The sequence below is a fragment of the Rhodococcus sp. BP-349 genome (genome assembly GCF_019835845.1).
GTDB lineage: Bacteria > Actinomycetota > Actinomycetes > Mycobacteriales > Mycobacteriaceae > Rhodococcoides.
This window is the reverse complement of record NZ_JABUDR010000002.1, coordinates 1,147,126-1,167,952: the sequence shown is the minus strand read 5'-3', so window position 1 is coordinate 1,167,952 and position 20,827 is coordinate 1,147,126. Positions and strand designations below refer to the sequence as shown.

Annotated in this window: 20 protein-coding genes; 9 read left to right on the top strand and 11 right to left on the bottom strand. The window is 68.7% G+C overall.

Annotation, left to right across the window (positions count from 1 at the left end; genetic code table 11):
• Position 1 precedes the first annotated feature (1 nt).
• Positions 2–871, bottom strand: a complete 870-nt coding sequence (locus HQ325_RS15745) for an SDR family NAD(P)-dependent oxidoreductase (RefSeq protein ID WP_222630777.1) — start codon at positions 869–871, stop codon at positions 2–4.
• Positions 871–1,914: an alpha/beta hydrolase fold domain-containing protein gene (locus HQ325_RS15740; RefSeq protein ID WP_222630775.1), complete on the bottom strand. Its 1,044-nt coding sequence runs from the start codon at positions 1,912–1,914 to the stop codon at positions 871–873. The genes HQ325_RS15745 and HQ325_RS15740 overlap by 1 nt, the downstream gene beginning before the upstream one ends.
• A 113-nt stretch (positions 1,915–2,027) precedes the next feature.
• On the opposite strand from HQ325_RS15740, the gene HQ325_RS15735 reads away from it, so the two are divergent.
• The 3 genes from HQ325_RS15735 to HQ325_RS15725 all read left to right on the top strand — a co-directional run bounded on the left by HQ325_RS15735 (position 2,028) and on the right by HQ325_RS15725 (position 5,257).
• A complete protein-coding gene (locus tag HQ325_RS15735) occupies positions 2,028–3,068 on the top strand; it encodes a ferredoxin--NADP reductase (RefSeq protein ID WP_308014387.1) in 1,041 nt (346 codons plus the stop codon).
• A gap of 41 nt (positions 3,069–3,109) precedes the next feature.
• The gene (locus HQ325_RS15730; protein ID WP_222630773.1) at positions 3,110–3,559 is read left to right on the top strand and encodes an SRPBCC family protein; all 450 of its coding nucleotides are present in this window, start codon (positions 3,110–3,112) and stop codon (positions 3,557–3,559) included.
• Between the two features lie 117 nt (positions 3,560–3,676).
• On the top strand, positions 3,677–5,257 hold the full coding sequence (locus HQ325_RS15725; protein WP_222631137.1) for an alpha/beta-hydrolase family protein: 1,581 nt from the start codon (positions 3,677–3,679) through the stop codon (positions 5,255–5,257).
• Here HQ325_RS15725 and HQ325_RS15720 read toward each other — a convergent pair.
• Genes HQ325_RS15720 through HQ325_RS15700 form a run of 5 tightly spaced genes read right to left on the bottom strand, consistent with a single transcriptional unit; the run spans position 5,219 to position 9,473 of the window.
• Positions 5,219–5,899 (bottom strand): DUF998 domain-containing protein, encoded by a 681-nt coding sequence (locus HQ325_RS15720; protein WP_222630771.1) that lies wholly within the window; start codon positions 5,897–5,899, stop codon positions 5,219–5,221. The genes HQ325_RS15725 and HQ325_RS15720 overlap by 39 nt on opposite strands.
• A 21-nt stretch (positions 5,900–5,920) precedes the next feature.
• Positions 5,921–7,264: a DUF2254 domain-containing protein gene (locus tag HQ325_RS15715; protein WP_222630769.1), complete on the bottom strand. Its 1,344-nt coding sequence runs from the start codon at positions 7,262–7,264 to the stop codon at positions 5,921–5,923.
• A gap of 33 nt (positions 7,265–7,297) precedes the next feature.
• Positions 7,298–7,699, bottom strand: coding sequence for a RidA family protein (locus HQ325_RS15710; protein ID WP_222630767.1), 402 nt, complete (start codon positions 7,697–7,699; stop codon positions 7,298–7,300).
• On the bottom strand, positions 7,696–8,460 hold the full coding sequence (locus HQ325_RS15705) for an IclR family transcriptional regulator (RefSeq protein WP_222630765.1): 765 nt from the start codon (positions 8,458–8,460) through the stop codon (positions 7,696–7,698). Before HQ325_RS15705 ends, HQ325_RS15710 begins: the two co-directional genes overlap by 4 nt.
• Positions 8,457–9,473: a sugar kinase gene (locus HQ325_RS15700; RefSeq protein WP_308014389.1), complete on the bottom strand. Its 1,017-nt coding sequence runs from the start codon at positions 9,471–9,473 to the stop codon at positions 8,457–8,459. Before HQ325_RS15700 ends, HQ325_RS15705 begins: the two co-directional genes overlap by 4 nt.
• 127 nt (positions 9,474–9,600) lie before the next feature.
• Here HQ325_RS15700 and HQ325_RS15695 point away from each other — a divergent pair, with 127 nt between their 5' ends.
• The 6 genes from HQ325_RS15695 to HQ325_RS22570 all read left to right on the top strand — a co-directional run bounded on the left by HQ325_RS15695 (position 9,601) and on the right by HQ325_RS22570 (position 15,860).
• On the top strand, positions 9,601–10,872 hold the full coding sequence (locus HQ325_RS15695) for an amino acid deaminase (protein WP_222630763.1): 1,272 nt from the start codon (positions 9,601–9,603) through the stop codon (positions 10,870–10,872).
• Between the two features lie 2 nt (positions 10,873–10,874).
• Positions 10,875–12,485 (top strand): amidohydrolase family protein, encoded by a 1,611-nt coding sequence (locus HQ325_RS15690; protein ID WP_222630761.1) that lies wholly within the window; start codon positions 10,875–10,877, stop codon positions 12,483–12,485.
• Entirely contained in the window at positions 12,482–13,114 is a 633-nt protein-coding gene (locus HQ325_RS15685; RefSeq protein WP_222630760.1) for a bifunctional 4-hydroxy-2-oxoglutarate aldolase/2-dehydro-3-deoxy-phosphogluconate aldolase, read from the top strand. Before HQ325_RS15690 ends, HQ325_RS15685 begins: the two co-directional genes overlap by 4 nt.
• Before the next feature lie 28 nt (positions 13,115–13,142).
• Positions 13,143–14,582 carry a GntP family permease gene (locus HQ325_RS15680; protein ID WP_027504896.1) on the top strand — a complete coding sequence of 480 codons (1,440 nt, stop codon included), beginning with the start codon at positions 13,143–13,145 and terminating at the stop codon, positions 14,580–14,582.
• A gap of 5 nt (positions 14,583–14,587) precedes the next feature.
• Entirely contained in the window at positions 14,588–15,397 is an 810-nt protein-coding gene (locus HQ325_RS15675) for an alpha/beta fold hydrolase (RefSeq protein ID WP_222630759.1), read from the top strand.
• Between the two features lie 214 nt (positions 15,398–15,611).
• The gene (locus HQ325_RS22570) at positions 15,612–15,860 is read left to right on the top strand and encodes a LuxR C-terminal-related transcriptional regulator (protein WP_027504894.1); all 249 of its coding nucleotides are present in this window, start codon (positions 15,612–15,614) and stop codon (positions 15,858–15,860) included.
• An 86-nt stretch (positions 15,861–15,946) separates the two neighbouring features.
• Here HQ325_RS22570 and HQ325_RS15665 read toward each other — a convergent pair whose 3' ends face one another.
• From HQ325_RS15665 to HQ325_RS15650, 4 genes are all read right to left on the bottom strand, one after another.
• Positions 15,947–16,714 carry a DeoR/GlpR family DNA-binding transcription regulator gene (locus HQ325_RS15665; RefSeq protein WP_222630758.1) on the bottom strand — a complete coding sequence of 256 codons (768 nt, stop codon included), beginning with the start codon at positions 16,712–16,714 and terminating at the stop codon, positions 15,947–15,949.
• Positions 16,715–16,723: 9 nt separating this feature from the next.
• A complete protein-coding gene (gene pdxA / locus HQ325_RS15660; protein WP_222630757.1) occupies positions 16,724–18,889 on the bottom strand; it encodes a 4-hydroxythreonine-4-phosphate dehydrogenase PdxA in 2,166 nt (721 codons plus the stop codon).
• Between the two features lie 76 nt (positions 18,890–18,965).
• Positions 18,966–19,649 (bottom strand): SDR family NAD(P)-dependent oxidoreductase, encoded by a 684-nt coding sequence (locus HQ325_RS15655; protein ID WP_222630756.1) that lies wholly within the window; start codon positions 19,647–19,649, stop codon positions 18,966–18,968.
• On the bottom strand, positions 19,637–20,818 hold the full coding sequence (locus HQ325_RS15650) for an exo-alpha-sialidase (protein ID WP_308014391.1): 1,182 nt from the start codon (positions 20,816–20,818) through the stop codon (positions 19,637–19,639). The genes HQ325_RS15655 and HQ325_RS15650 overlap by 13 nt, the downstream gene beginning before the upstream one ends.
• Positions 20,819–20,827: the final 9 nt, after the last annotated feature.

Below are 20,827 nucleotides of genomic sequence, written 5' to 3'. Positions count from 1 at the left end.
GTCATACTCCTGTCGAGGCGGAAACAGCGGGAAGGGACTGTGGGGCGGGCTGGCCGGGGAGCAGGCGGTCGAGCAGCCCTGCTCCGCGGGTGTAGAGGGTGGGGAGGAGCCGTTTCGTCAGCCAGATGGCTTTCGCGTCGAGCTGGGGCACGACGTAGAGGCGGTTCCTGTCGTGCGCGTCGAGCGTGGTGACGGCGATCCGCTCGGGTGAGAAGCCGGTCCACCGCATCAACTTCTGCGCGAGTTCCGTGGAGCGCTCGGTGATGCGACCGTCGACCGCGACGTTGGTCTTGACGAAGGTCGGGCACAGCACGGTCACGTGGACACCCGACCCGGAGAGTTCGGCCGCGAGAGTCTCGGACAGTGACATGACGCCCGCCTTGCCGACGTTGTAGGGCCCCATCGTCGGTGCCGCCGCGAATCCCGCGGCGGAAGCCACGTTGATGATGCCGCCGCGACCCGCGGTACGGAGCAGCGGAACGAACGTCTCGCAGCCGTGGACCACTCCCCACAGGTTGATGCCGAGCGCCCAGTTCCAGTCCTCGAACCCGATGTCGCCCACCGGCTTGCCACCGATGCCGACGCCGGCGTTGTTGATCACGAGCGTCGGCGCGCCACCGAACTCGAGCTCGGCGAACAGCGCGAGATCCTCGACCTGCGACTGCACGGCGACGTCGCACTGGACGGCGAAGCCGGGGCCGTCGAGCATCCGCACCGTCTCCTCGGCGCGTTCGAGTGAGATGTCCGCGCAGACGACGCGGCCACCGCGGCGGGCGATCTCGAGTGCGAAGGCGCGGCCGATGCCACTGCCGGCGCCGGTGACCACGGCGTCCGCCCCGTGGGTGAGGCGTGGTCTGGGTCGAGAGAACATCAGTGTCTCGTCTCTGTTCGATGGAGAGCTGTCAGGGCGTGCGCGGCGCGGGCGAGTGCCCGGTCCGCTTCCGGGCTGATGCGCGGCAGAGCCTGGAACACGTGCATCTGGTCGGGCCAGATCTCGAGCGTGCAGGTGCCACCGGCGTCGACCACCAGATCTCGCAGGTGCTCGGCATCGGCGACGAGCATCTCCGCACCGCCGGCCTGAACCAGGAAGTGTGGCAATGCCGTTCCCGCCTCGACCGCGAGTCGCAGGCGCGGCCCGTCGGGATCCTCGCCGCGTGTGTAGAGCGCGGTGAGTGCCCGCGCCGCCGCTGCGGAGATCATCGGGTCGCGACGGATGAGCTCCCGGTTCTGCGCGAGGGTGAAGGTCAGATCGATCAACGGCGAGAACAGGAGGACCGCACTCGGCTGCGGAACCGATCGTCGGGCGTTGTCCAGCACCAGGTCCAGCGCGAGGTGACCGCCCGCCGAGTCACCGGCCACGACGACCGACTCGGGTGCATGGCCGCTCGACAGCAGCCACCGGTACGCCCGCTCGACGTCGTCGGCTGCGGCGGGGAAAGGGAACTCCGGGGCGAGTCGGTAGTCGACCACGAAGACCGGACGCTGCATCGCGCGGGAGAGCCGCGACGCCAGGCCGAGGTGCGTCCGTGCGGAACAGATCGCATACGCGCTGCCGTGCAGATAGAGGATCGGGCCGGCGGTGTCCACGGAACCGTCCCCACCCTCGACCGGCCTCCGGCCTGCCCGATCTTCGACCGGCCTCCGGCCTGCCCGATCTTCGACCGGCCTCCGGCCTGCCCGAGCGTCGACCCACTCCCCGACCACACCGTCCTCGCGCACGGTGCGGACGACCGTGCCGGGTGCGATTCCGCCGCAGGCACGCATGGCCACCTCCACGAGGACGCGGGCGACGCGTTCGCCGCCGCGTCCGAACGGCAGTCGGGACGCGATGGGTCGCAACGTCGACTGCGTGGCTCGGGCCGCGGCGCGGGACCTCAGGGACCCCCGCTCGGGGATCGGACGCGTCGATGTCATGCCGGAAGCGTCACGGATGACTGTGCCATTTGTCAATGGCCTATAGTTCAATGAAACAATCTTCGGTGTAGTCCGGAGTGCCGGACACACCCGGCCGACGAGGGGAAGACATCGTGGCGATCGACTCCGCGGACACCGCCGTCCGCACACTCCGACTGCAGGTCGACGAGGTGATCCGCGAGACGGCGGACGCGGTGACGTTGGTCCTGTCCACTGCCGACGGCGAGGCTCTGCGCTACCGCCCGGGCCAGTTCCTCACGGTCGAGATTCCTCTGAGCGACGGCGGTTCCGCCGCACGGTGCTACTCGTTGTCGAGCAGTCCCGACACCGGCGAGCGCCCCGCGATCTCCGTCAAGCGCACCGCGGGCGGCCTCGGGTCGAACTGGCTGTGCGACACCGCGGCGGCAGGATCCGCACTGACGACGCTGGCTCCCGCGGGCACCTTCGTTCCCGCGCGATGGGATCGCCCGCTCGTCCTGGTCGCCGCCGGCAGCGGCATCACGCCCGTGCTGTCCATCCTCAAGACCGCGTTGGCGTCGCACGACGGGCAGGTCGTGTTGTTCTACGCGAACAGAGACCCGGACTCGGTCATGTTCGCCGCCACCCTCGACGATCTGCAGCAGCGGCATCCGGACCGCCTCACGGTGCGGCACTGGCACGAGTCGGCGTCGGGCCTGCCCACTGCCACCGGTCTCACCGACGCCGTCTCCGGCATCGCCGACGCCGACGCGTACCTCTGCGGGCCGGGGCCGTTCATGGAGGTGGCGCAGCAGGGGCTCCTCGCGGCGGGGGTGTCGCCCGAGAACATCCACCGCGAGGTGTTCACGTCGATCACCACCGACCCGTTCCACACCACCCTCGTCGAGACGTCCTCGGCCACGGGCGTACCCGTGTCCGCGGAGGTCGAGGGCGACGATCACTCGTTCCACTGCGCACCCGACACAGTGCTGCTCGACGCCATGCTCGCCGAGGGAATCGACGCCCCGTTCGTGTGCCGCGAGGGCAACTGCGGCGCGTGCGCGTTCACCCTCGTCAGCGGTGACGTGCACATGCGTGTCAACGACACGCTGGATCAGTACGAGCTCGACCGGGGAGTGCGCCTGGCCTGCCAGTCGGTGCCCGTGTCCGACGCTCTCACCATCCGCATCGACTGACCGACCGAATCCCTGACACCACAGCCGCACCAGGAGACCTCATGCCCGTCATCACCAAGCACGTCGAGATCGCCGCACCGGCGTCGGCGACCTTCGACTACCTGTCCTCGTACGAGAACGTGCCGGACTGGATGTTCGGCGTCACCTCGTTCGTCCCCGTCGGACCGGTGTCGCGCGGCACCGGTGACCGCTTCGACGCCGAGATGAAGCTCGGACCCAAGTCGCTGCACTCCACGGTGGACATCGTCGAGTGGGTCGACGGTTCCGTCATCGCGTTGTCGTCGGTGAAGGGTTTCGAGACCAGTTCTCGCTGGGTGGTCACCCCCGTGGACGACGGACACTGCGTCGCCGACGTCGAGTTCCGCTACGAGTTCCCCGGCGGGTTCACGGGCAAGGCACTCGCGAAGGTGGTCGAACCCTTCATCAACCAGGGGATCTCCGTCACCGATCGGACCCTGCGCTCCCGGTTGGAGTCGCCCCGCAGCACCTAGACTCACCCGGTGACCACGAAGGACCAGCGCGGACGTATCGCCACAGCACTGTGGCGGTGGTGTTCCCGCTTCGAGCCGATCGGCCTCGTCGTCGGACTGGTCTTCTACTGCTGGTCGATGTCCCCGTCGCTTCTCCCCCGACCGTGGTACCTGCAGGCCGTCGCCACGGGCCTCTCGGTCGCGTGCGGTTACGGCGTCGGCGTTCTCGTCGTGTGGAGCGTCCGGCGGATGGAGCTCACTCGCGAGTGGCCCGAACGACCGAGGCGGTGGGGCTGGTACGCGATCGGCGCCGCCGCAGTCGTCGTGCTCCCGCTGTTCCTCGTCCTCGGGGCGTGGTGGCAGAACATCTCCCGCGAACTCGTGGGCATCGAACCGAGCCAGTCGTGGGACTACGCCGGAGTCTTCGTCGTCGCCGCGATCGTCGTCGTCCTGGTGATCACGCTGGCGCGCGGAATCCGCCGCGTCACAGACCTTCTCATCGCACTGATCGGTCGTGTTCTCCCGCCGCCCGTCTCGCGTGGTCTCGCCGTCGTCGCCGTCGGTGTGGTGCTGGTGTTCGCCGTCGAGGGGCTCCTTGCCACCGGGATCTCACGCATCTCCAACGGGTCCGCCGCTGCGGCCGACACCGGGAGCGCCGAGGGCGTGGAACGGCCGTCGGCGCCCGAACGGTCGGGCTCGCCCGAGTCGAACGAGGAGTGGGACACCCTGGGCCGCGAGGGGCGCACCTTTGTCGCGGGCGGCCCGACGTCGGACGAGATCGCATCCGTGACGGGACGGCCCGCCCTCACCCCGATCCGGGTCTATGCGGGACGCAAGTCCGTCGACGCCGACGGGCTCGGCCTCGGCCGGGACACCGTCGACTCGCTCGCCGATCGACTCGTCGCCGAACTGGACCGAACCGGCGCCTTCGATCGCGAGTACCTGGCGATCGCGACGACCACCGGTCGAGGGTGGGTCAACGCGTCCGTCGCGTCCTCACTCGAGTACCTCGCCGGCGGCGACACGGCGATCGCGGCGGTCCAGTACTCGTACCTGCCCAGTCCGTTGGCGTTCCTCGCCGATCGCGACACCCCGCTCATCGCGGGCCGCGCCGTTTTCGAGGCCGTCTACCAGCGCGTGCAGGACCGTCCCGAGAGCGATCGCCCGAAGCTCCTCACCTTCGGTGAATCGCTCGGGTCGTACGGCGGCCAGGACGCCTTCTCCGGAGTACAGGACATGCTGGCTCGCACCGACGGCGCGCTGTGGGTGGGGACGCCCAACTTCTCCGAGCAGTGGTCGCGTGTCACCGACTCACGGGACCCGGGCAGCCCCGAGATCCTGCCCGTGATCTACGGCGGGCAGAACGTCCGCTTCGCCGCGGAGCCGTCCGATCTCGACGCGCCCGGTCTGGTGGACTGGGAGAGCCCGCGCATCGTGTACTGGCAGCACCCCAGCGATCCGATCGTCTGGTGGTCGTTCGACCTGCTGTTCGGCAAGCCGGACTGGCTTCGGGAGCCGCGCGGTGTCGACGTCGACAAGGGGATGACGTGGATCCCTCTGGTCACCTTCTGGCAGGTGACGCTCGACATGGCGCTCGCCGCCGAGGTGCCGGAAGGCCACGGTCACGCCTACGGCGCCGATGCAGCCTCCATGTGGGCGCCCATTCTTGACGTCGACGACTCAGAGATGGTGGACCGCGTCACCGACGCGATGCGGTGACTCCCTGATCTCGCTCGCGCGGACCCACCACGCGAGCGAAATCAGCGCGATCACCTCCACGACGACGAGGATCCGTTCGACGTGGCCGAGAGTGACGACGCGGTACCACGGTGTCGAGGTGGTCATGCCGACGAGCAACGCGTACCCGATGGGTGCGATGGCCACGACGGACAGCACACCCAGCACGAACGTCCGTCGAGCGTGACGGGCCCACTCGCTCGACCGGATCCACGGCGCGGCGAGGGCGATCACCGCCACCGGAATGCTGACGAACGCGACCGCGGCGCCCGCGCGGTGCACCGCGCCGCCGAGTCCGAGCGTCGCGTCGTTGCTCCAGTCCTGCTTGGGAACCGCGACCACAGCCACGAGTCCCACCGTCCACAGTGTCATCGCCACCGCGGCGACCGACGACGCGCGCAGCAACGACTGCCGGACGGCAGCGACGAGAACGGCGCCGGATCCGACGGCGAGGAGCAGCACCCCGGCCGTGAACACCCACTGCTGCGCGCCCAGCCCGTACTCGCTGATGGTGCGGCGCAGATGCGACGGCGACCCGAGCGCGGTGACGACATCGAGGACGACGACCGTCGCGGCGCCGAGCAGGATGGAGAGAAGCCCGAGGGAGGCGAGGCGGGTCTGCACAGGGTCCTTTCGGCAGCGGATCTACGACTCCACTGTGCCTGACGGTGAGCCGGACACGGCGACCGTCAGGAGACGCCCACGCGCGCGGTCGATCTGGTCGAGGCACGAGGTCCGCCCTGCCGGATCCGTCATCTCCCGTCGGCACGCCTCGTCGAGGAGGTCGAGGTGGTACCGGACGCGGTCGAGCGACGCGGTGTCGGTCGCTGCCGCACCGAGCCGCTCCGCCATCCGGATACCGGCAACGACCACCATCGGGCTCGCCATCGCGTAGATGCGAACCGCTCCCAGCGCGTGGTCGATCAGGTCGACCACGGGCACCCGACGCAGAACGATCCGTACCGTCCCGGCATCGTCGGTCCGGGCACCGCACGGCGGCGGACGGCCGACGAGAGTCGCCATCCCGACGGACAGGTCGTCGAGAGCGTTGCGCGCCGTGTACGGATCGTTGGTACCCGAGGACAGAGCCCGCACCGCCATCTCGGCCAGCTGCTCGACAGCGAACTCGATGTCGTGCTGCGGAGTCCGCTCGTCGCCGATCTCGACCGCGGACTCGATCTCGCGCAGGTGCGACGCGGAGGCGGATCCGCTCCACCGTCGTGACTCCGCGATGGCGTCTCCCTCGATCACGTGCTCGCCCGGTCTGCAGAGCAGCACGACGACGGCGTCGGCGTCGACGGCCGAGGACAACGCCGCGTCCTCGTCGACGTCGACGACGACACCGGACCGCGGAGCACGCACCGTGTCGACGTGGTCGGGCAGCGTCACCTCGGAATCCGACGCCGCGTCGGCCGGCGGCTCCGTCGGGTAGAGCTCGTCGACAGCGGCAGAGAGTTCGTCCCGCACCCGCGAGGACAGCGTCGCCACCTGGATCGACTGGGCTATGTGGTGGATGAAGTACACCAGGACGCCGACGTCGAGCACCGCGAGGAGCACGGCGACGTTCACCGCGATGTCGGGTACGAAGACGTCGCCGTCCGAGTCGAGCGACCGGATCGAGCGCAGCACCATCAGTGCGTAGAGGAAGGTCGCCCCGAAGATGCCGAGCACCACCTGGTTCCCGCGGTCCGCCATGAAGTTGCGCACCAGTCGCGGGCCGTAGGTCGAACTTGCCGTCGCGAGGACCGAGATGGTGATGGAGAAGGACGTCGCCGCGACTCCGAGCATCGATCCGCCGATGGCGCCGAGGATGTCCCGGCTGCCACTGGCGCCCACGTGATAGAGCAGCGACCCGCCGATCCCGATGCCCCGATCGAGGAGCCACCGGTCCAGGGCGACCAGGAGTTGAGCCAGGACGACGGCGACGACGCCGAGGACCGCGGGAACGAACCAGAACGTGCCCTGCAGCCGTACCCACCGTCGTCTCATGGGTTCATGGTGCCCTGACAGTGGGTCGACGTGTCAGACCACCGCGATCGCGTCGATCTCGACGAGCATCTCCTCGCGCGGCAGTCCGGTGAACACCGTTGTGCGACTGGGCAGGACGTCACCCTTCGTGTGCTCGAGCACGAAGGCACCGTACGCCTCGTTCATGACGGCGAAGTCCTCACGCTTCGTCAGGTACACCCGCAGCATCACGACGTCGTCGAACGTTGCACCGCTCGCCTCGACGATGGCCTTGACGTTGGTCAGCGTTCGCGTGGTCTGCGCCGCGACGTCGCCGGGGTACAGGTACTCGCTGGTCGCCGGGTCGACGGGTCCCTGCCCGGACACCTGGACGAACGGGCCCTTGCGCACGCCCTGCGAAAAGGTGTGGGCGGGTGCAGGCGCGTCGGTCGTGAGGACGGCGATCTTGTCGGTCATGCGGGTTCCTTCGTCGGGGTCGGACTCCAGCCGAGTTCGGCGGAGATGGTCTCGGCCACCGCGCGCACCTGCGGCAGGGTGCCGAGGACGCGGGCGTGGTCGAGCAGCATGTCGGGCACGGACATCGACACCGCGGCGACGATCGAGCCGGTCCCGTCGCGCACCGGCACGCCGATGCAGTTGACGAACGACTCGTGTTCCTCGTGGTCCTCGGCGTATCCCTGACGGGTCACGACGGCCAGTTCCTCGAGGTAGCGCTCGGGCGTGTCGATGGTGCGGTCGGTGAAGCGGGTGTACTCGATGCGATGGGCGACGCGGACCTGCTCGTCCGCAGGCAGTCCCGAGATCAGGATCTTGCCGACGGCGGTGCAGTGCAACGGTGCCGGGCGTCCGACACGCGAGTACATCCGCACGCTCTGCGTGGCGTCGAACTTGTCGATGTAGACGGCCTCCCCCGACTCGTAGGTCGCGAGGTGGATGGTCTGCCTGGTGTCGGCGTTCAGCGCAGCCAGATGCGGCCGCGCCAACGTCCGGATGTCGCGCTGCTCCAGCGACCGGTTGGACAGTTCGAAGAGCGTCGACCCCAGGCGATATCGGTGTTCGTGGTCGTGCTGCACGAACCGCTCCGCCTCCATCGCCCGCAGCAGTCGCAGGACCGTGGTCTTGTGCACGTCGAGGTGGGCAGCCAACTCGTCCAGCGATCGCGGACCGTCGGCCAGCACCCGGAGCAGGGTGAGCGCGCGGGACACACTCTGACTCATACGGCGATTCCCCTCTCGGCGTCGTAGTCGATGCTCGACCACTCCTCGTCCGAGGATGTCACCAGTGCGTCGAGACGGTGCAGCGGAAGCAGATGGGCCGCGTCGCCGTGCGCGGTGAGAGCGCCGGCCGCGCACAGGTGCCCCAGCCTGATCGCACGCTGCTGATCGTCGCCGCGGAGGACACCGGCCAGGTAGCCACCGGCGAACGCGTCTCCCGCACCGATCTTCTCGACCACCGACAACCGCAGGGCCGGGACGTCGACACGCTCGGTGCCGTCGAATCCCACGACCACGTGGGCGTCGTTCTTGATCACCAGGCGTCGCGGCTCGGGGAACAGGGCACGCAGCGCGTCGGGGTCTCCGGTGCCGAACACCTCCTGCGCTTCGTCGGCGCCCATCAGCACGATGTCGCTGCGCCGGACCTGTTCTCCGAGAACGACATCAGCGCTCCGGGTGGTCCACAGCCGGGGACGGTGATTGAGGTCGAAACTCAGCAGACCGGGCGACGACGCCAGCGCGGCCGCAGCGTCCCGCGCGGTGTCCGACAGGGCGAGCGTGATGCCGCTGACGTGGACGAGGTCGGCCGCCGCGAGCACCGTTGTCGCCGTGACGATGTCGTCGACACACAGCGCACTGGCGGCGGAACCGCTGCGGAAGTACGTCATTCGGCTCTCCCCGGCGGGTAGGTCGGACGCGTGACCGCTGCCCGAACCGCGTTCCTTGACGTACATCCCGGTGGTGCGGGTCTGGTCGACGATCACCGCCGACGTGTCCACCCCACTAGTGCGCAGCGTCTCAGTCAAGTAGCGGCCGAAGCCGTCGTCACCGACGCGCGAGAGCCACGACGCCTCGACATTCAGCTGGGCCAGAACTCGGGCGACGTTCGCCTCGGCGCCCCCGGCCGACCGCTCGAACGTGTCCGAGTGTTCGAGGGGGCCGGGCTGCGCGACCATGACGACGAGCCCCTCGCCGACACACACCACCCGTGGAGTCGCCGCGCCGGGTGATCTCACATCAATTCCCTTCGATGCCTTGCGAGTTGTCCCTGTTCGTTGCAGACTAACGACACCGAACACAGTTTGCAATCAGCGTTGCAACATACGCAACGCTACAGCGCCGCATCCGGCGCAGGAGGATTCGATGATCGACAAGGCCGCCGTCGAGGCGCTGCACGACCGCACTCTCGGCCCCGAGTACAAGTCCGTCCCGCCCGCTGCGTGGGGTCTCACCGTGCGCGACTATCTGGCGACGGCGCCCACTCTCGCCGAGTTCGCGACCCCGGTCGTCACACTGGATCGCCGACACCTCACGTCGAACATCGATGTGATGGCGCGGTGGGCCGATGCGTCCGGCATGCGTCTGGCACCGCACGGCAAGACCACGATGGCGCCGCAACTCTGGGCCGAGCAGCTCGAGGCGGGCAGCTGGGGAATCACTCTCGCCACCGGGTGGCAGGTGCAGCTCGCTCGCGCGTTCGGAGTGCAGCGCATCCTTCTCGCCAACGCCCTGATCGACCCGGTGACGCTTCGCTGGATCTCGGCAGACCTCGACGCTCACGACGACGTCGAGTTCGTTTGCTGGGCAGACAGTGTCGACACCGTGACACGCATGACGGAGATCCTGGGCGCCGTGACACGACCGATCCCGGTGATCGTCGAACTCGGTGGGCCGCACGGCCGCACCGGGGCACGCAGCGTGGACGAGGCACGACGCGTCGCGGCCGCAATCTCATCGTCGCCGTCGGTGACCCTCGCGGGAGTCGGCGGATACGAAGGCGCGCTGGCCCACGACCGCACACCCGCAGGACTGGACGCCGTGCGCGCCTACCTCGACGAGGTCGCCGCCCTGCACGCCGGTCTCGCCGCCGACGGCCTGTACGAGGGACGGGCGATCGTCACCGCGGGTGGGAGCGCGTACCAGGACCTGGTGGTCGAGCGGCTCTCGTCGGTCGTCGACGAGGACACGGCCGTCGTGCTGCGCTCGGGCGCCTACGTGGTGCACGACGACGGCTTCTACGCCGACATCTCCCCGCTCATCGCCTCCCGCGTCGGCGAGCAGCACCTGTCCTCCGCGATGCACGGCTGGGCGCGGGTGGTGTCGTGTCCGGAACCCGAACTCGCACTGCTCGATGCGGGCAAGCGCGACTTCCCGTTCGACGAGGGGCTGCCGACACCGCAGCGCATCGGTGGCCGGGACTCGGAGGCCGGGCACCACATCTCGGCGCTCAACGATCAGCACGCCTTCCTCCGGACGCCGGGCACGGCCCGCGAAGACGTTCCCGTCGGGACGGTCGCACGGCTCGGCCTGTCGCATCCCTGCACGGCGTTCGACAAATGGCGCCTGCTACCCGTCGTCGATGACGCCGACGCGGCGAACCCGCGCATCGTCGACCTGATCCACACCTTCTTCTGATCATGGCGGACATCCTCTTTCGCGGCGGTGACGTCGTCGACGGCACCGGGTCCGACCGAGTCCGCGCCGACGTTCTCGTCGACGACGGACGCATCACGCGGGTCGCAGCACCAGGCACCGTCGCCGACGCGCAGACCGTCGTCGACGTGCCACGGGGCCACGTCGTCGCACCGGGTTTCATCGACATGCACGCCCACTCCGACCTCGGCCTGCTGACCGCACCCGGACACGTTCCGAAGATCACCCAGGGCGTCACCACCGAGGTGCTCGGTCAGGACGGCCTCTCCTACGCACCCGTCTCCGACGAGACGCTCGCGGTGATCCGCCGTCAGATCTCCGGGTGGAACGGCAATCCCACCGATCTCGACATCACGTGGCGCTCGGTCGCCGAGTATCTGGACCGGCTCGACCGGGGAATCACCCCGAACGCCGCGTACCTGGTGCCGCAGGGAACGCTGCGCTATCTGGCGGTCGGGGCGGATCAGCGTCCTGCGACCGCCGCCGAGGTCGAGTACATGCGAGAGCTGCTGGCACAAGGCATGTCCGAGGGCGCAGTCGGCATGTCCAGCGGACTGACCTACACGCCCGGGATGTACGCCGACACGGGCGAACTGCGCGCGCTGTGCGAGGTCGTCGCCGAGTTCGGCGGCTTCTACGCTCCGCACACTCGCTCCTACGGCAAGAACGCTCTCGGCGCATACCGGGAGATGATCGACCTCTCCCGTGAGACCGGCTGCGCCCTGCACCTGACCCACGCCACCATGAACTTCGGCGAGAACAAGGGCCGTGCCGGCGAGTTCCTCGACATGGTCGACGCCGCGATCGACGACGGGTGCGACATCACGCTCGACACCTATCCCTATCTCCCCGGTGCCACCACCCTGTCCGCACTGCTGCCGAGCTGGGCGATGTCCGGCGGACCCGATGCAGCGCTGGGCCGTCTCGACGATCCCGATGTGCGGCGCCGCATCACCGACGACGTGAACCGCTACGGCTCGGACGGCTGTCATGGAGTCACGGTGGAGTGGGAGACGATTCAGCTGAGCGGTGTCGCGAATGCGGATCTCGACCGCTACGTCGGGAAGACCGTCCTCGACATCGCGAACGAGGAGGGCCGCGCACCCGTCGACGTGTTCTTCGACGTGCTCCAGCGAGATGCGTTGAGCACCACCATCCTGCAACACGTCGGGCACGAGGAGAACGTGCGCGCCATCATGGTGCATCCCCACCACATGGGCGGCAGCGACGCCATCCTGGTGGGCGAGCGTCCGCACCCGCGGGCCTGGGGCACGTTCCCGCGCTACCTCGGCCACTACGTGCGGGACGAGGGCCTGATGTCCCTGGAGGACTGCGTCCAGCACCTCACGGGTCGGCCCAGTGCACGACTCGGTCTCACCGACCGTGGCCTCGTCCGCGAGGGCTACGCCGCGGATCTCGTGGTGTTCGATCCGGCCACCGTCCGGGACACCGCCACCTTCGACCACCCCAAGCAGCAGGCCGTCGGCATCGCGCACGTTCTCGTGAACGGCTCCTTCGCCGTGCGCGACGGCGTCCCCACCGGGACACTCGCCGGCCGCTCCCTCCGCCGCACCTCTCACGGAAGAACCTCATGACGACCCGTTTCGATGACGCACTTGCGACGATTCTCGAGGACCGCGCGCTCGTCGTGGTCCGCGCCCCGTCCATCCCCGACCCCGCCGCGTTGGCCGACGCCCTCGTCGCCGGCGGACTGCGCGCCGTCGAACTGACCTTCACCACACCGAACGTGCTGGACTGCCTGCGCGCCGCGTCGTCGTCCGGTGCCGTGATGGGCGCGGGCACCGTGATGACGGGGGACCAGGCTCGCGCCGCGATCGACGCGGGCGCACGCTTCCTCGTCACGCCCGGTCTTCGTCCCGACGTCGCCGCAGTCGCTCACGAGCGGGACGTCCCCGTCATGATGGGAGCACTCACCCCCACCGAGATCATGGCGGCGCTCGATCTGGGTGCCGCCGCGGTGAAGGTGTTCCCCGCGAAGCTGTTCGGCCCCAGCTACTTCGGTGACCTTCGCGGACCGTTCCCCGACGTCCCCCTCGTTCCGTCCGGCGGCGTCAATGCCGACAATGCCGCCGATTACCTCGCCCGCGGCGCCGTCGCCGTCACCGCGGGCACCGACGTCGTCCCACCGGCCGCGGTCGCGGCGGGATTCTGGGACGACATCACCGCTCGCGCCACCTCGTTCGTCCACTCACTCTCCCGCTGACCCTCCACATACTTCGAAAGGCAACCTCATGGGTTCCGTCGTCGACTGGTTGAGGACGTCCACTCCCGGACTCCTCGTTCTGTGCGGTATCGCGATCGCGGTCCTGCTCGTCGTCATCATCAAGGTCAAGCTCGAACCGTTCATCGCCCTCCTCATCGTCGGCCTGGGACTCGCTGTCGCAGCCGGACTCCCGGTGTCGCAGATCGTGGGTACCGCCATCAAGAGCGGCGACTCGATACTCGAGACGGGCTTCGGCGGCATCCTCGGCCACATCGCCGTCATCATCGGACTGGGCACCGTTCTCGGCGCCATCCTCGAGAGGTCCGGTGGTGCGCAGGCACTCACCGCGAAGCTCCTCGGCGTCTTCGGTGATCGCGGCGCACCCATCGCGATGGGTCTGCTCGGCCTCATCTTCGGCATCCCCGTCTTCTTCGACATCGGCATCTTCGTTCTCGCCCCGCTCGTCTACGTCGCGGCGCGACAGGGTGGAAAGTCGCTGGTGCTGTATGCACTTCCGATGCTCGCGGGACTGTCGATGACGCACGCATTCCTGCCTCCGCACCCCGGCCCCGTCGCCCTGGGAGGCCTGCTCGAGGTCAACCTGGGCTGGCTCATTCTCATGGGCTTCATCTGCGGGATCCCCGGCTTCATCGCGGCAGGTCTCGTGTGGGGCAGCTACATCGGCAAGCGCATCATCGTCGAGGTGCCCGAGGACTTCGTCAACGATGCCGACGACGACGGCCCGCACACGTCGGGTGGCACCGCCGTCGAGACGAAGCGCCCCGTGGTCACCACTCCCCCGTCCGTCGCGACCATCGGCGCCATCATCGCCGTGCCCCTGGTGCTCATCCTCGGCGCCACCTTCGGCACCATCCTGCTCGACGAGGGCAACCTGCTCCAGGTCCTCACGTTCTTCGGCACTCCCGCTGTCGCTCTGCTCATCGCGGTGCTCATCGCGTTCTACGTCCTGGGCATCCGGCGCGGTTCGACGGTGCAGGAATTGTCCACTCTCACCGGCGAATCGCTCCGCCCGGTCGGCATGCTGCTCCTCGTCGTCGGAGCGGGCGCGTTCTTCGGCAAGGTCATCTCGGCCACCGGCATCGGTACCGCACTCGCGGACACCATGTCCGCCGCGGGACTGCCGATCATCGTGCTGGCGTACATCATCAGCTGTGCGCTGCGCATCGCCCAGGGATCGGCGACCGTCGCCATCGTCACGACCGGTGGCATCGTCGGACCGCTCGTCGCGGCGCAGGACTACTCGCAGATGTCCGTCGCACTCATCGCCATGGCCATCGCTGCCGGATCCATCATCCTGAGCCACGTCAACGACGGCGGGTTCTGGATCATCGCCAAGTTCTTCAACCTCACCGTCAAGCAGACGCTGCAGACGTGGACCGTGTTGGAGACCGTGCTGTCGGTCGTCAGCTTCGCCGTGGCAGGGGTGTTGTTCGCGATCGTAAGCTGACGATCATGCCCACCTTCGTGACGGACGACGACGTGACCCTGTGCTACCTCGACGAGGGCAGCGGTCCCGTCGTCGTCCTGGTGGCCGGGTTCGGCGCTCCGGCGACCACGTGGGTGTTCCAGCAGGATGCGCTCGTGCGGGCCGGGTATCGCGTGCTCGCGCTCGACCGGCGCTGCCATGGCGATTCCGAGGCACCCGATCACGGCGCCACCATGGCGCGGCACGGCCGGGACCTCGACAACTTCCTCACCGCGGTGGGCGTCGAGACTGCCGTGCTGATGGGTGGCTCCATGGGCGCGAGCACCGTCTGGTCCTACATCCGTACGGCCGGGACGTCGAGGGTCCGCGGTGTCGTCTCCGTCGATCAGACTCCGAAGATGATCAACGACGCGTCGTGGCCCCACGGCTTCTACGGTCTGACCGACGCCACCGTCGACGGGTTCTTCGCGAAGGGCATTCCCGCCACGGGACACGGACCCTCTAAGTTCGCCTCGCTCCTCCCCGTCGCGAAACTGGTGCTGCGCCTGCGGTCGATGCCCACGATGGCGTCGTCCGAGACTCCGCCCATGAGAGCGCTTCTCGACGACCACGCCCGCCAGGACTGGCGCGCGGACATCCGAGCTGCAGACGTCCCGATCCTCATGATCGCGGGACGGAACAGTCAGTTCTGGCCCTCCGACCACGCAGTGGTCACCGCGCGCGAGACCGCGCAGGGGCAGGTCGCGCTGATCGACAGCGGCCACGCCGCGAACATGGACCGTCCGCGTGAGGTGAACGAGGCCGTGCTGACGTTCCTGCGCGGCATCGGGCACTGACTGTCGTCTGCGCGACCGACAGTGGAGATGCCCGTCGTCTGTTTGCATGGACCGGTCACAGTCCGCAGATGGTGAGCTCTGCGAAGCATGCCCCCGACGTCGGGGTCCCCCGAAGTCGTGGCTACCGAGCTGCCCGGAACAAAACGTACGGTCCTCCCAGAACAGCAGCGCAGCGCTGCTGCGTCGAGCAGGGGGACCGATACAGATGCAGGCAATGATGACCGACGACGACATCGTGAGACCGGCCCTCAGCGTGCGGGAGGTGGAGGTCCTGCGGGCGTGGATCATCAGCGACTCGAAGGGCACCGTCGCACGGTCGCTCTTCATCTCCCCCGCCACGGTCAACACCCACATCGCGCGCATTCGCGAGAAGTACGAGGCGGTAGGCCGCTCGGCCGGGTCCAAGGCCTCGCTGGTCGCCCGAGCACTGCAGGACGGTCACGTGGGGTTGGACGAGTTGTAGATCGCCTGGAGTTTTCGCTCCGCTCACGCCACCTATCGGCGGGATCCCGCGCGACAGGGCGCCGAGAGGAGCAGAAACTCCACCGCTCAGACCACGACGACAGTGACCCCAGCGTCGCGGAAGGGTTGCACCTGCTCCTCGGTCGCGCCGGCATCCGTGACCAGGGTGACGCCCTCGGGGAGGGGTGCCCAGGCGTGGAACGGGCGCTGCCCCAGCTTCGCCGCGTGCGCGAGCACGTAGACAGTGCCGGCGCGCTCGATCATCAACTCCTTGAGCCGGGTCTGCTCCAACTCGGCCTCGCAGATGCCGCGGTCGGCGGTCACCGCGTCGGCACCGAGGAAGGCGCGGTCGAAGGACACCCGTGCTAACGACGCCTCGGCGAGCGGTCCGACGAATCCCTGCGACAGGTGACGCAGCGTGCCGCCCAGGCACTCGACGCGCACGTCATCGGCATCCGCCAGCGCTTCGAGCGCGGTGAGACCCGCAGCGATGACCGTGAGTCCCGTCGAGTCACGGAGGTACTCCCCCATGGCACCGACGGTCGTGCCGGCGTCGAGCAGCACCGTCTCGCCCGGGTGCACCTCTCCCGCAGCCCACTTCGCGATCGCACGCTTGGCGTCGAAGCCCTCGACCGCACGCTGGCGCAGTGACGACTCGGGGTGCGGATCCAGCGCGATGGCGCCGCCGTACGTGCGCGCGAGAAGTCCCTCGGCGGTCAGCTGCGATAGATCCCGACGAATGGTCGAAGCTGTCACGCCGAACTGCGCCGACAGATCCTCCACGCTCGCCAGACCACTCGTCTTGGCCAGGCGGACGATCTCCGCGCGCCGCGCCTGTGACTCCCTGAGCGCCATACCCGAAACCTAGCCGACGTCGGCGGTGCTGGTCGCCAGTTCGGCGGCCTGTCGCAGCGCTTCCACCATGCTGCCGGCCTCGGCGATGCCCTTGCCCGCGATGTCGAACGCGGTGCCGTGATCCACGGAGGTACGGATGACGGGGAGTCCCACGGTGATGTTCACGCCGGCCTCGATGCCGAGAACCTTGACCGGTCCGTGGCCCTGATCGTGGTACATCGCGACGATGAGGTCGTAGTCACCGCGACCCGCGAGGAAGAACGCAGTGTCGGCGGGCAGCGGTCCGACGGCGTCGATTCCGTCGGCCTGCAGCTTCTCGACGGCCGGGACGATCTTCTGATCCTCCTCGCCGTACCCGAACAGGCCGTTCTCGCCGGCATGCGGGTTGATGCCGCACAGGCCGATCTTCGGGTTGCTGTTCCCCGATCGCACCAGGGCCTCGTACCCACGGCGGACGGTGCGCTCGACGAGACCCGGCTCGATCTTCGCGACGGCGTCGAGCAGTCCGATGTGGGTGGTCACGTGGATGACCTTGAGCTTGGGCGTCGAGAGCATCATCGACACCTCCTCGGTACCGGTGAGGTGCGCGAGCAGCTCGGTGTGACCGGGGAAGATGTGTCCGGCGGCGTGCAACGCCTCCTTGTTGAGAGGCGCGGTGCAGATCGCCTGGACATCACCGGCGACAGCGAGTTCGGCTGCGACACGGATGTATTCGTAGGCCGCGTGTCCCGCCACTGCGGACATCTCGCCCCAGGCCAGATCCGCGGGCAGCAACCCGAGGTCGACGACGTTGATGCGCCCGCTGGTGAACTCGGCATCGGCGATGCGCTCGATCGAGACGATGTCGCACTGCACACCCAGCACGTCGGCCGCGAGTCGCAGACGCGCCGCGTCACCGATGACGACGGGCTTGCACCACCCCGCCACCTTGGCGTCGAGCACGGCGGGGACGATGACCTCGGGGCCGATGCCCGCGCCGTCGCCCATCGTCAGGGCCACGACGGGCAGGTCGAGGGTCTGGAGATCGGTCGATGTCATGGCTGTGTCCTTCGGTCGGAGCGTGGTGTCCGGCGAGCCGCCGGTGAGGTAGGAGTGGATGGCGGACAGGCTGTCTCGGTCTCCGAAACTGCCCGGCCGCGTGACGACGCGTCGGCCCCGCGGGTCGACGGACACGACAGCGCCGTAGTGCACGTGCCCGAGCGGGCGCAGAGTGTCGATGCCGAGCGCGGTGATGACGGCCCGTGCCGTCTCACCGCCGGTGAGGGCGAGGTCGACCGACAGTCCGTCGGTGCCGGCTCGGACGTACTCGGCCAGGGCGACGGACAGGTCACGGGTACGCGCGACGTCCACGGACCCGGTCACGGTGAGCGCAACCGAACCGTCTGTCAGGGCGGACGAGAGAACCCGTGAGTCTGCGAGGCCGGCAAGCACATCACCCGCGTCCACGGCCAGCAGTCGCACCCCGTCCTCGGCGAGACGACGAACCTGCTCGACGGCGACCGAGGAGGCGGTGCCCACGACGACGAGGACGGGATCGCCTGTGCAAGCCACGGTCCGAGGCTCGGCCGGTCCGTCGAGACCGCGGGCGACGGCGGCAGCGAGGGCCGAGGTACCCACCAGGATCATGTCGGGTCGCTCCGCCACTGCCGCCACCACCGCATCGAGATCGGCGTCGGACTCGATGTCGCACACGACGACCCCGGCCGCGGCGGAGAGCGCGTCGATGGTGACGAGCGGAGCATCGAGCATGTGCGGCAACGACTCCGGGGGCTCGCCGGACTCGGCGTGCCAGAGGTCGGTGTCGACCAGGGGCGCTCCGTCGACGTGGAGCACGCCGCCACGGACGACGCGGTCCAGCAGTGGCAGCCCGCCCGCGACGATCACCGGCCCGCGGGCCGACAACGCGCGCACCGTGGCGGCGACGTTCCCGCGAAGAAGCGAGTCGATCTTCGCGAGCACGCGTGCGCCTGCGGGTACGGAACGCAGCGCGGAGGACACCAACGATTCCGCCTGCTCGGCAGCCAGCGCTCGGGTATCGAGGTCCACGACAGACACTGTGGCGGAACCGATCACGGCATCGAGAGTCAGAGTCACGTCGGGCGTGCGGTCGAGGAACACCCCGGCGACCTCCGCGGCGCCCGAGAGGTCGTCGGCCAGTACGACGAGTGAGGTCATCCTCGTACCGCCCTTCCCCTTGTTGCGCGAACCACGCATACAACTGTAGCCCAGTTGCGTGTTTCGCGCAGTAAGTTCACAACGACGCTCCCGCGCACTGCACGATCGCCTGGCCGGTGATGTTGCGGCCGAGTGGGCCGAGCAGGAAGCCGATGAGCCCCGCGACCTCCGACGGGTCGATGAAGGCCCCGAGGGGCGGGAGCTTGGGCGGAGTGTGCGAGCGCGACGGGTCACCCAGCATGGCGGTGTCCGTGGGTCCGGGCGCGACGACGTTGACGGTGATGCCGCGGGACACCAGTTCCATGGCCCACGACCGTGCCATGCCCGTCAGCGCGGACTTCGTGGCGACGTACTGGCTCTTGCCGGCATTGCCAGTCATGGTGCGACTTCCGACGAGGACGACACGGGCACCGGGTTCCAGAGCGTCGACAACGCCGTTCACCAGGACCTCGGCCGCAGCGACATGGACCTGCCACATGTCGCGGAGGTCGTCGACGTTCAGCGACCCGAGCGGAGCCGAACGCTGCAGTCCGGCAGCATGAACGACGGCATCGACCGCGGACAGACCCGACGCGATCTCCGCCACCGCGTCCAGATCGCCCAGGTCGGCCTCGACCCACGTCAGGTTCTCGTGCTCGATCTCCGGTTGCCGACGACTCAGCCCGGTGACGCGCCATCCGTCGTCGAGAAGCGAGAGTGCCGTGGCCGCACCGATTCCCGAGCTGACGCCCGTGACGACGGCGTGCTTCACGACAGCCACTCCGGCTGCACCTCGCAGTACTCGATGGCCTGCCGGAAGCGCGTGAAGGCCACGTGCAGCGTCGGGCCGTCGGCCACGATGGACGGGTACGAGAACTCGCGGTTCAGTCCGTCGCGGGAATTGTTCGACAGGCAGTACCCGTCGCCCTCCTCGAGGTTCCGGCGCTCCGGCCAGGTGACACCGCGATCGGACGAGATCGCCAGAGCCATCGGTGCTCGGGGTGCGCCCCAGAAGGCGTGCCGCGGGTCGCCGTCGTCCAGAGGCGAGTCCTCCTCGACCGTCTCCTGCTTGTCCGCGATGCCGTGATCGTCGATCTCGTCGTACAACGACAGTCGGCGCGCCGTGGCGTCCTCACGACTGGACTCGTTGTACACCAGGGCGAGTCGGTCGTCGGCCAGCACGACGAACTGCACCGACGAATTGTTGTTGGGCAGCTCGGTGGGGACGGGAGCGCTCCACGTGTCACCTTCGTCGTCGGAGACGGAACGGTAGACGTGGTCCGCCCAGCGGCTGCGGTAGAGGGCGACGAGCTGACCGTCGGACACCCGGCCGATATTCATGTGGACGCACCCGATGCTGTCGGGAACGACCACCTCGCGCCAGGTGGCACCGTCGTCGTCGGACACCATGACGCCGGAGTAGTCGCGGTCGCCCACCCACTTGCGTCCCTCGATGCGGACGCAGTGGAAGACAGGCAACAGGATCCGGCCGGAGGGCAGCGTGACCATGGGCTGGCGCACGAACACTCCACCGGCCTCGGTCTCCGGGATCAGGACGTCGGTGTCGCCCCAGGTGCGCCCGCCGTCCGGCGAGATCCGCCGCAGCACCCGTGCGGTGTCCTGGTTACCGGCGTGCTGCGAGGTCCACAACAGCCAGATCTCACCGGACTCACGCACGTTCAGCACGGGATTCTGCTCCGACCGCGTCCCGTCGTCCGAGAGGCGGATCGGCTGCGACCACTCGTCGCCGTCCCGTCGTGAGAACCACACGCTGATGTCCGGAACGCCTTCCTGCGTGCCGGCGAACCAGACGCACGCAAGTGAACCGTCCGGCAGCACAGCCAGATTGGCCGCATGGTTCTGCACCTCGGGCGGGGTCAACAGCGCATCACGGCGCCCGGGCTCGGCGGTGGGGCGAACGATGCCGTCGGCATCCAAGGTGGTGGTCACGGGGATCTC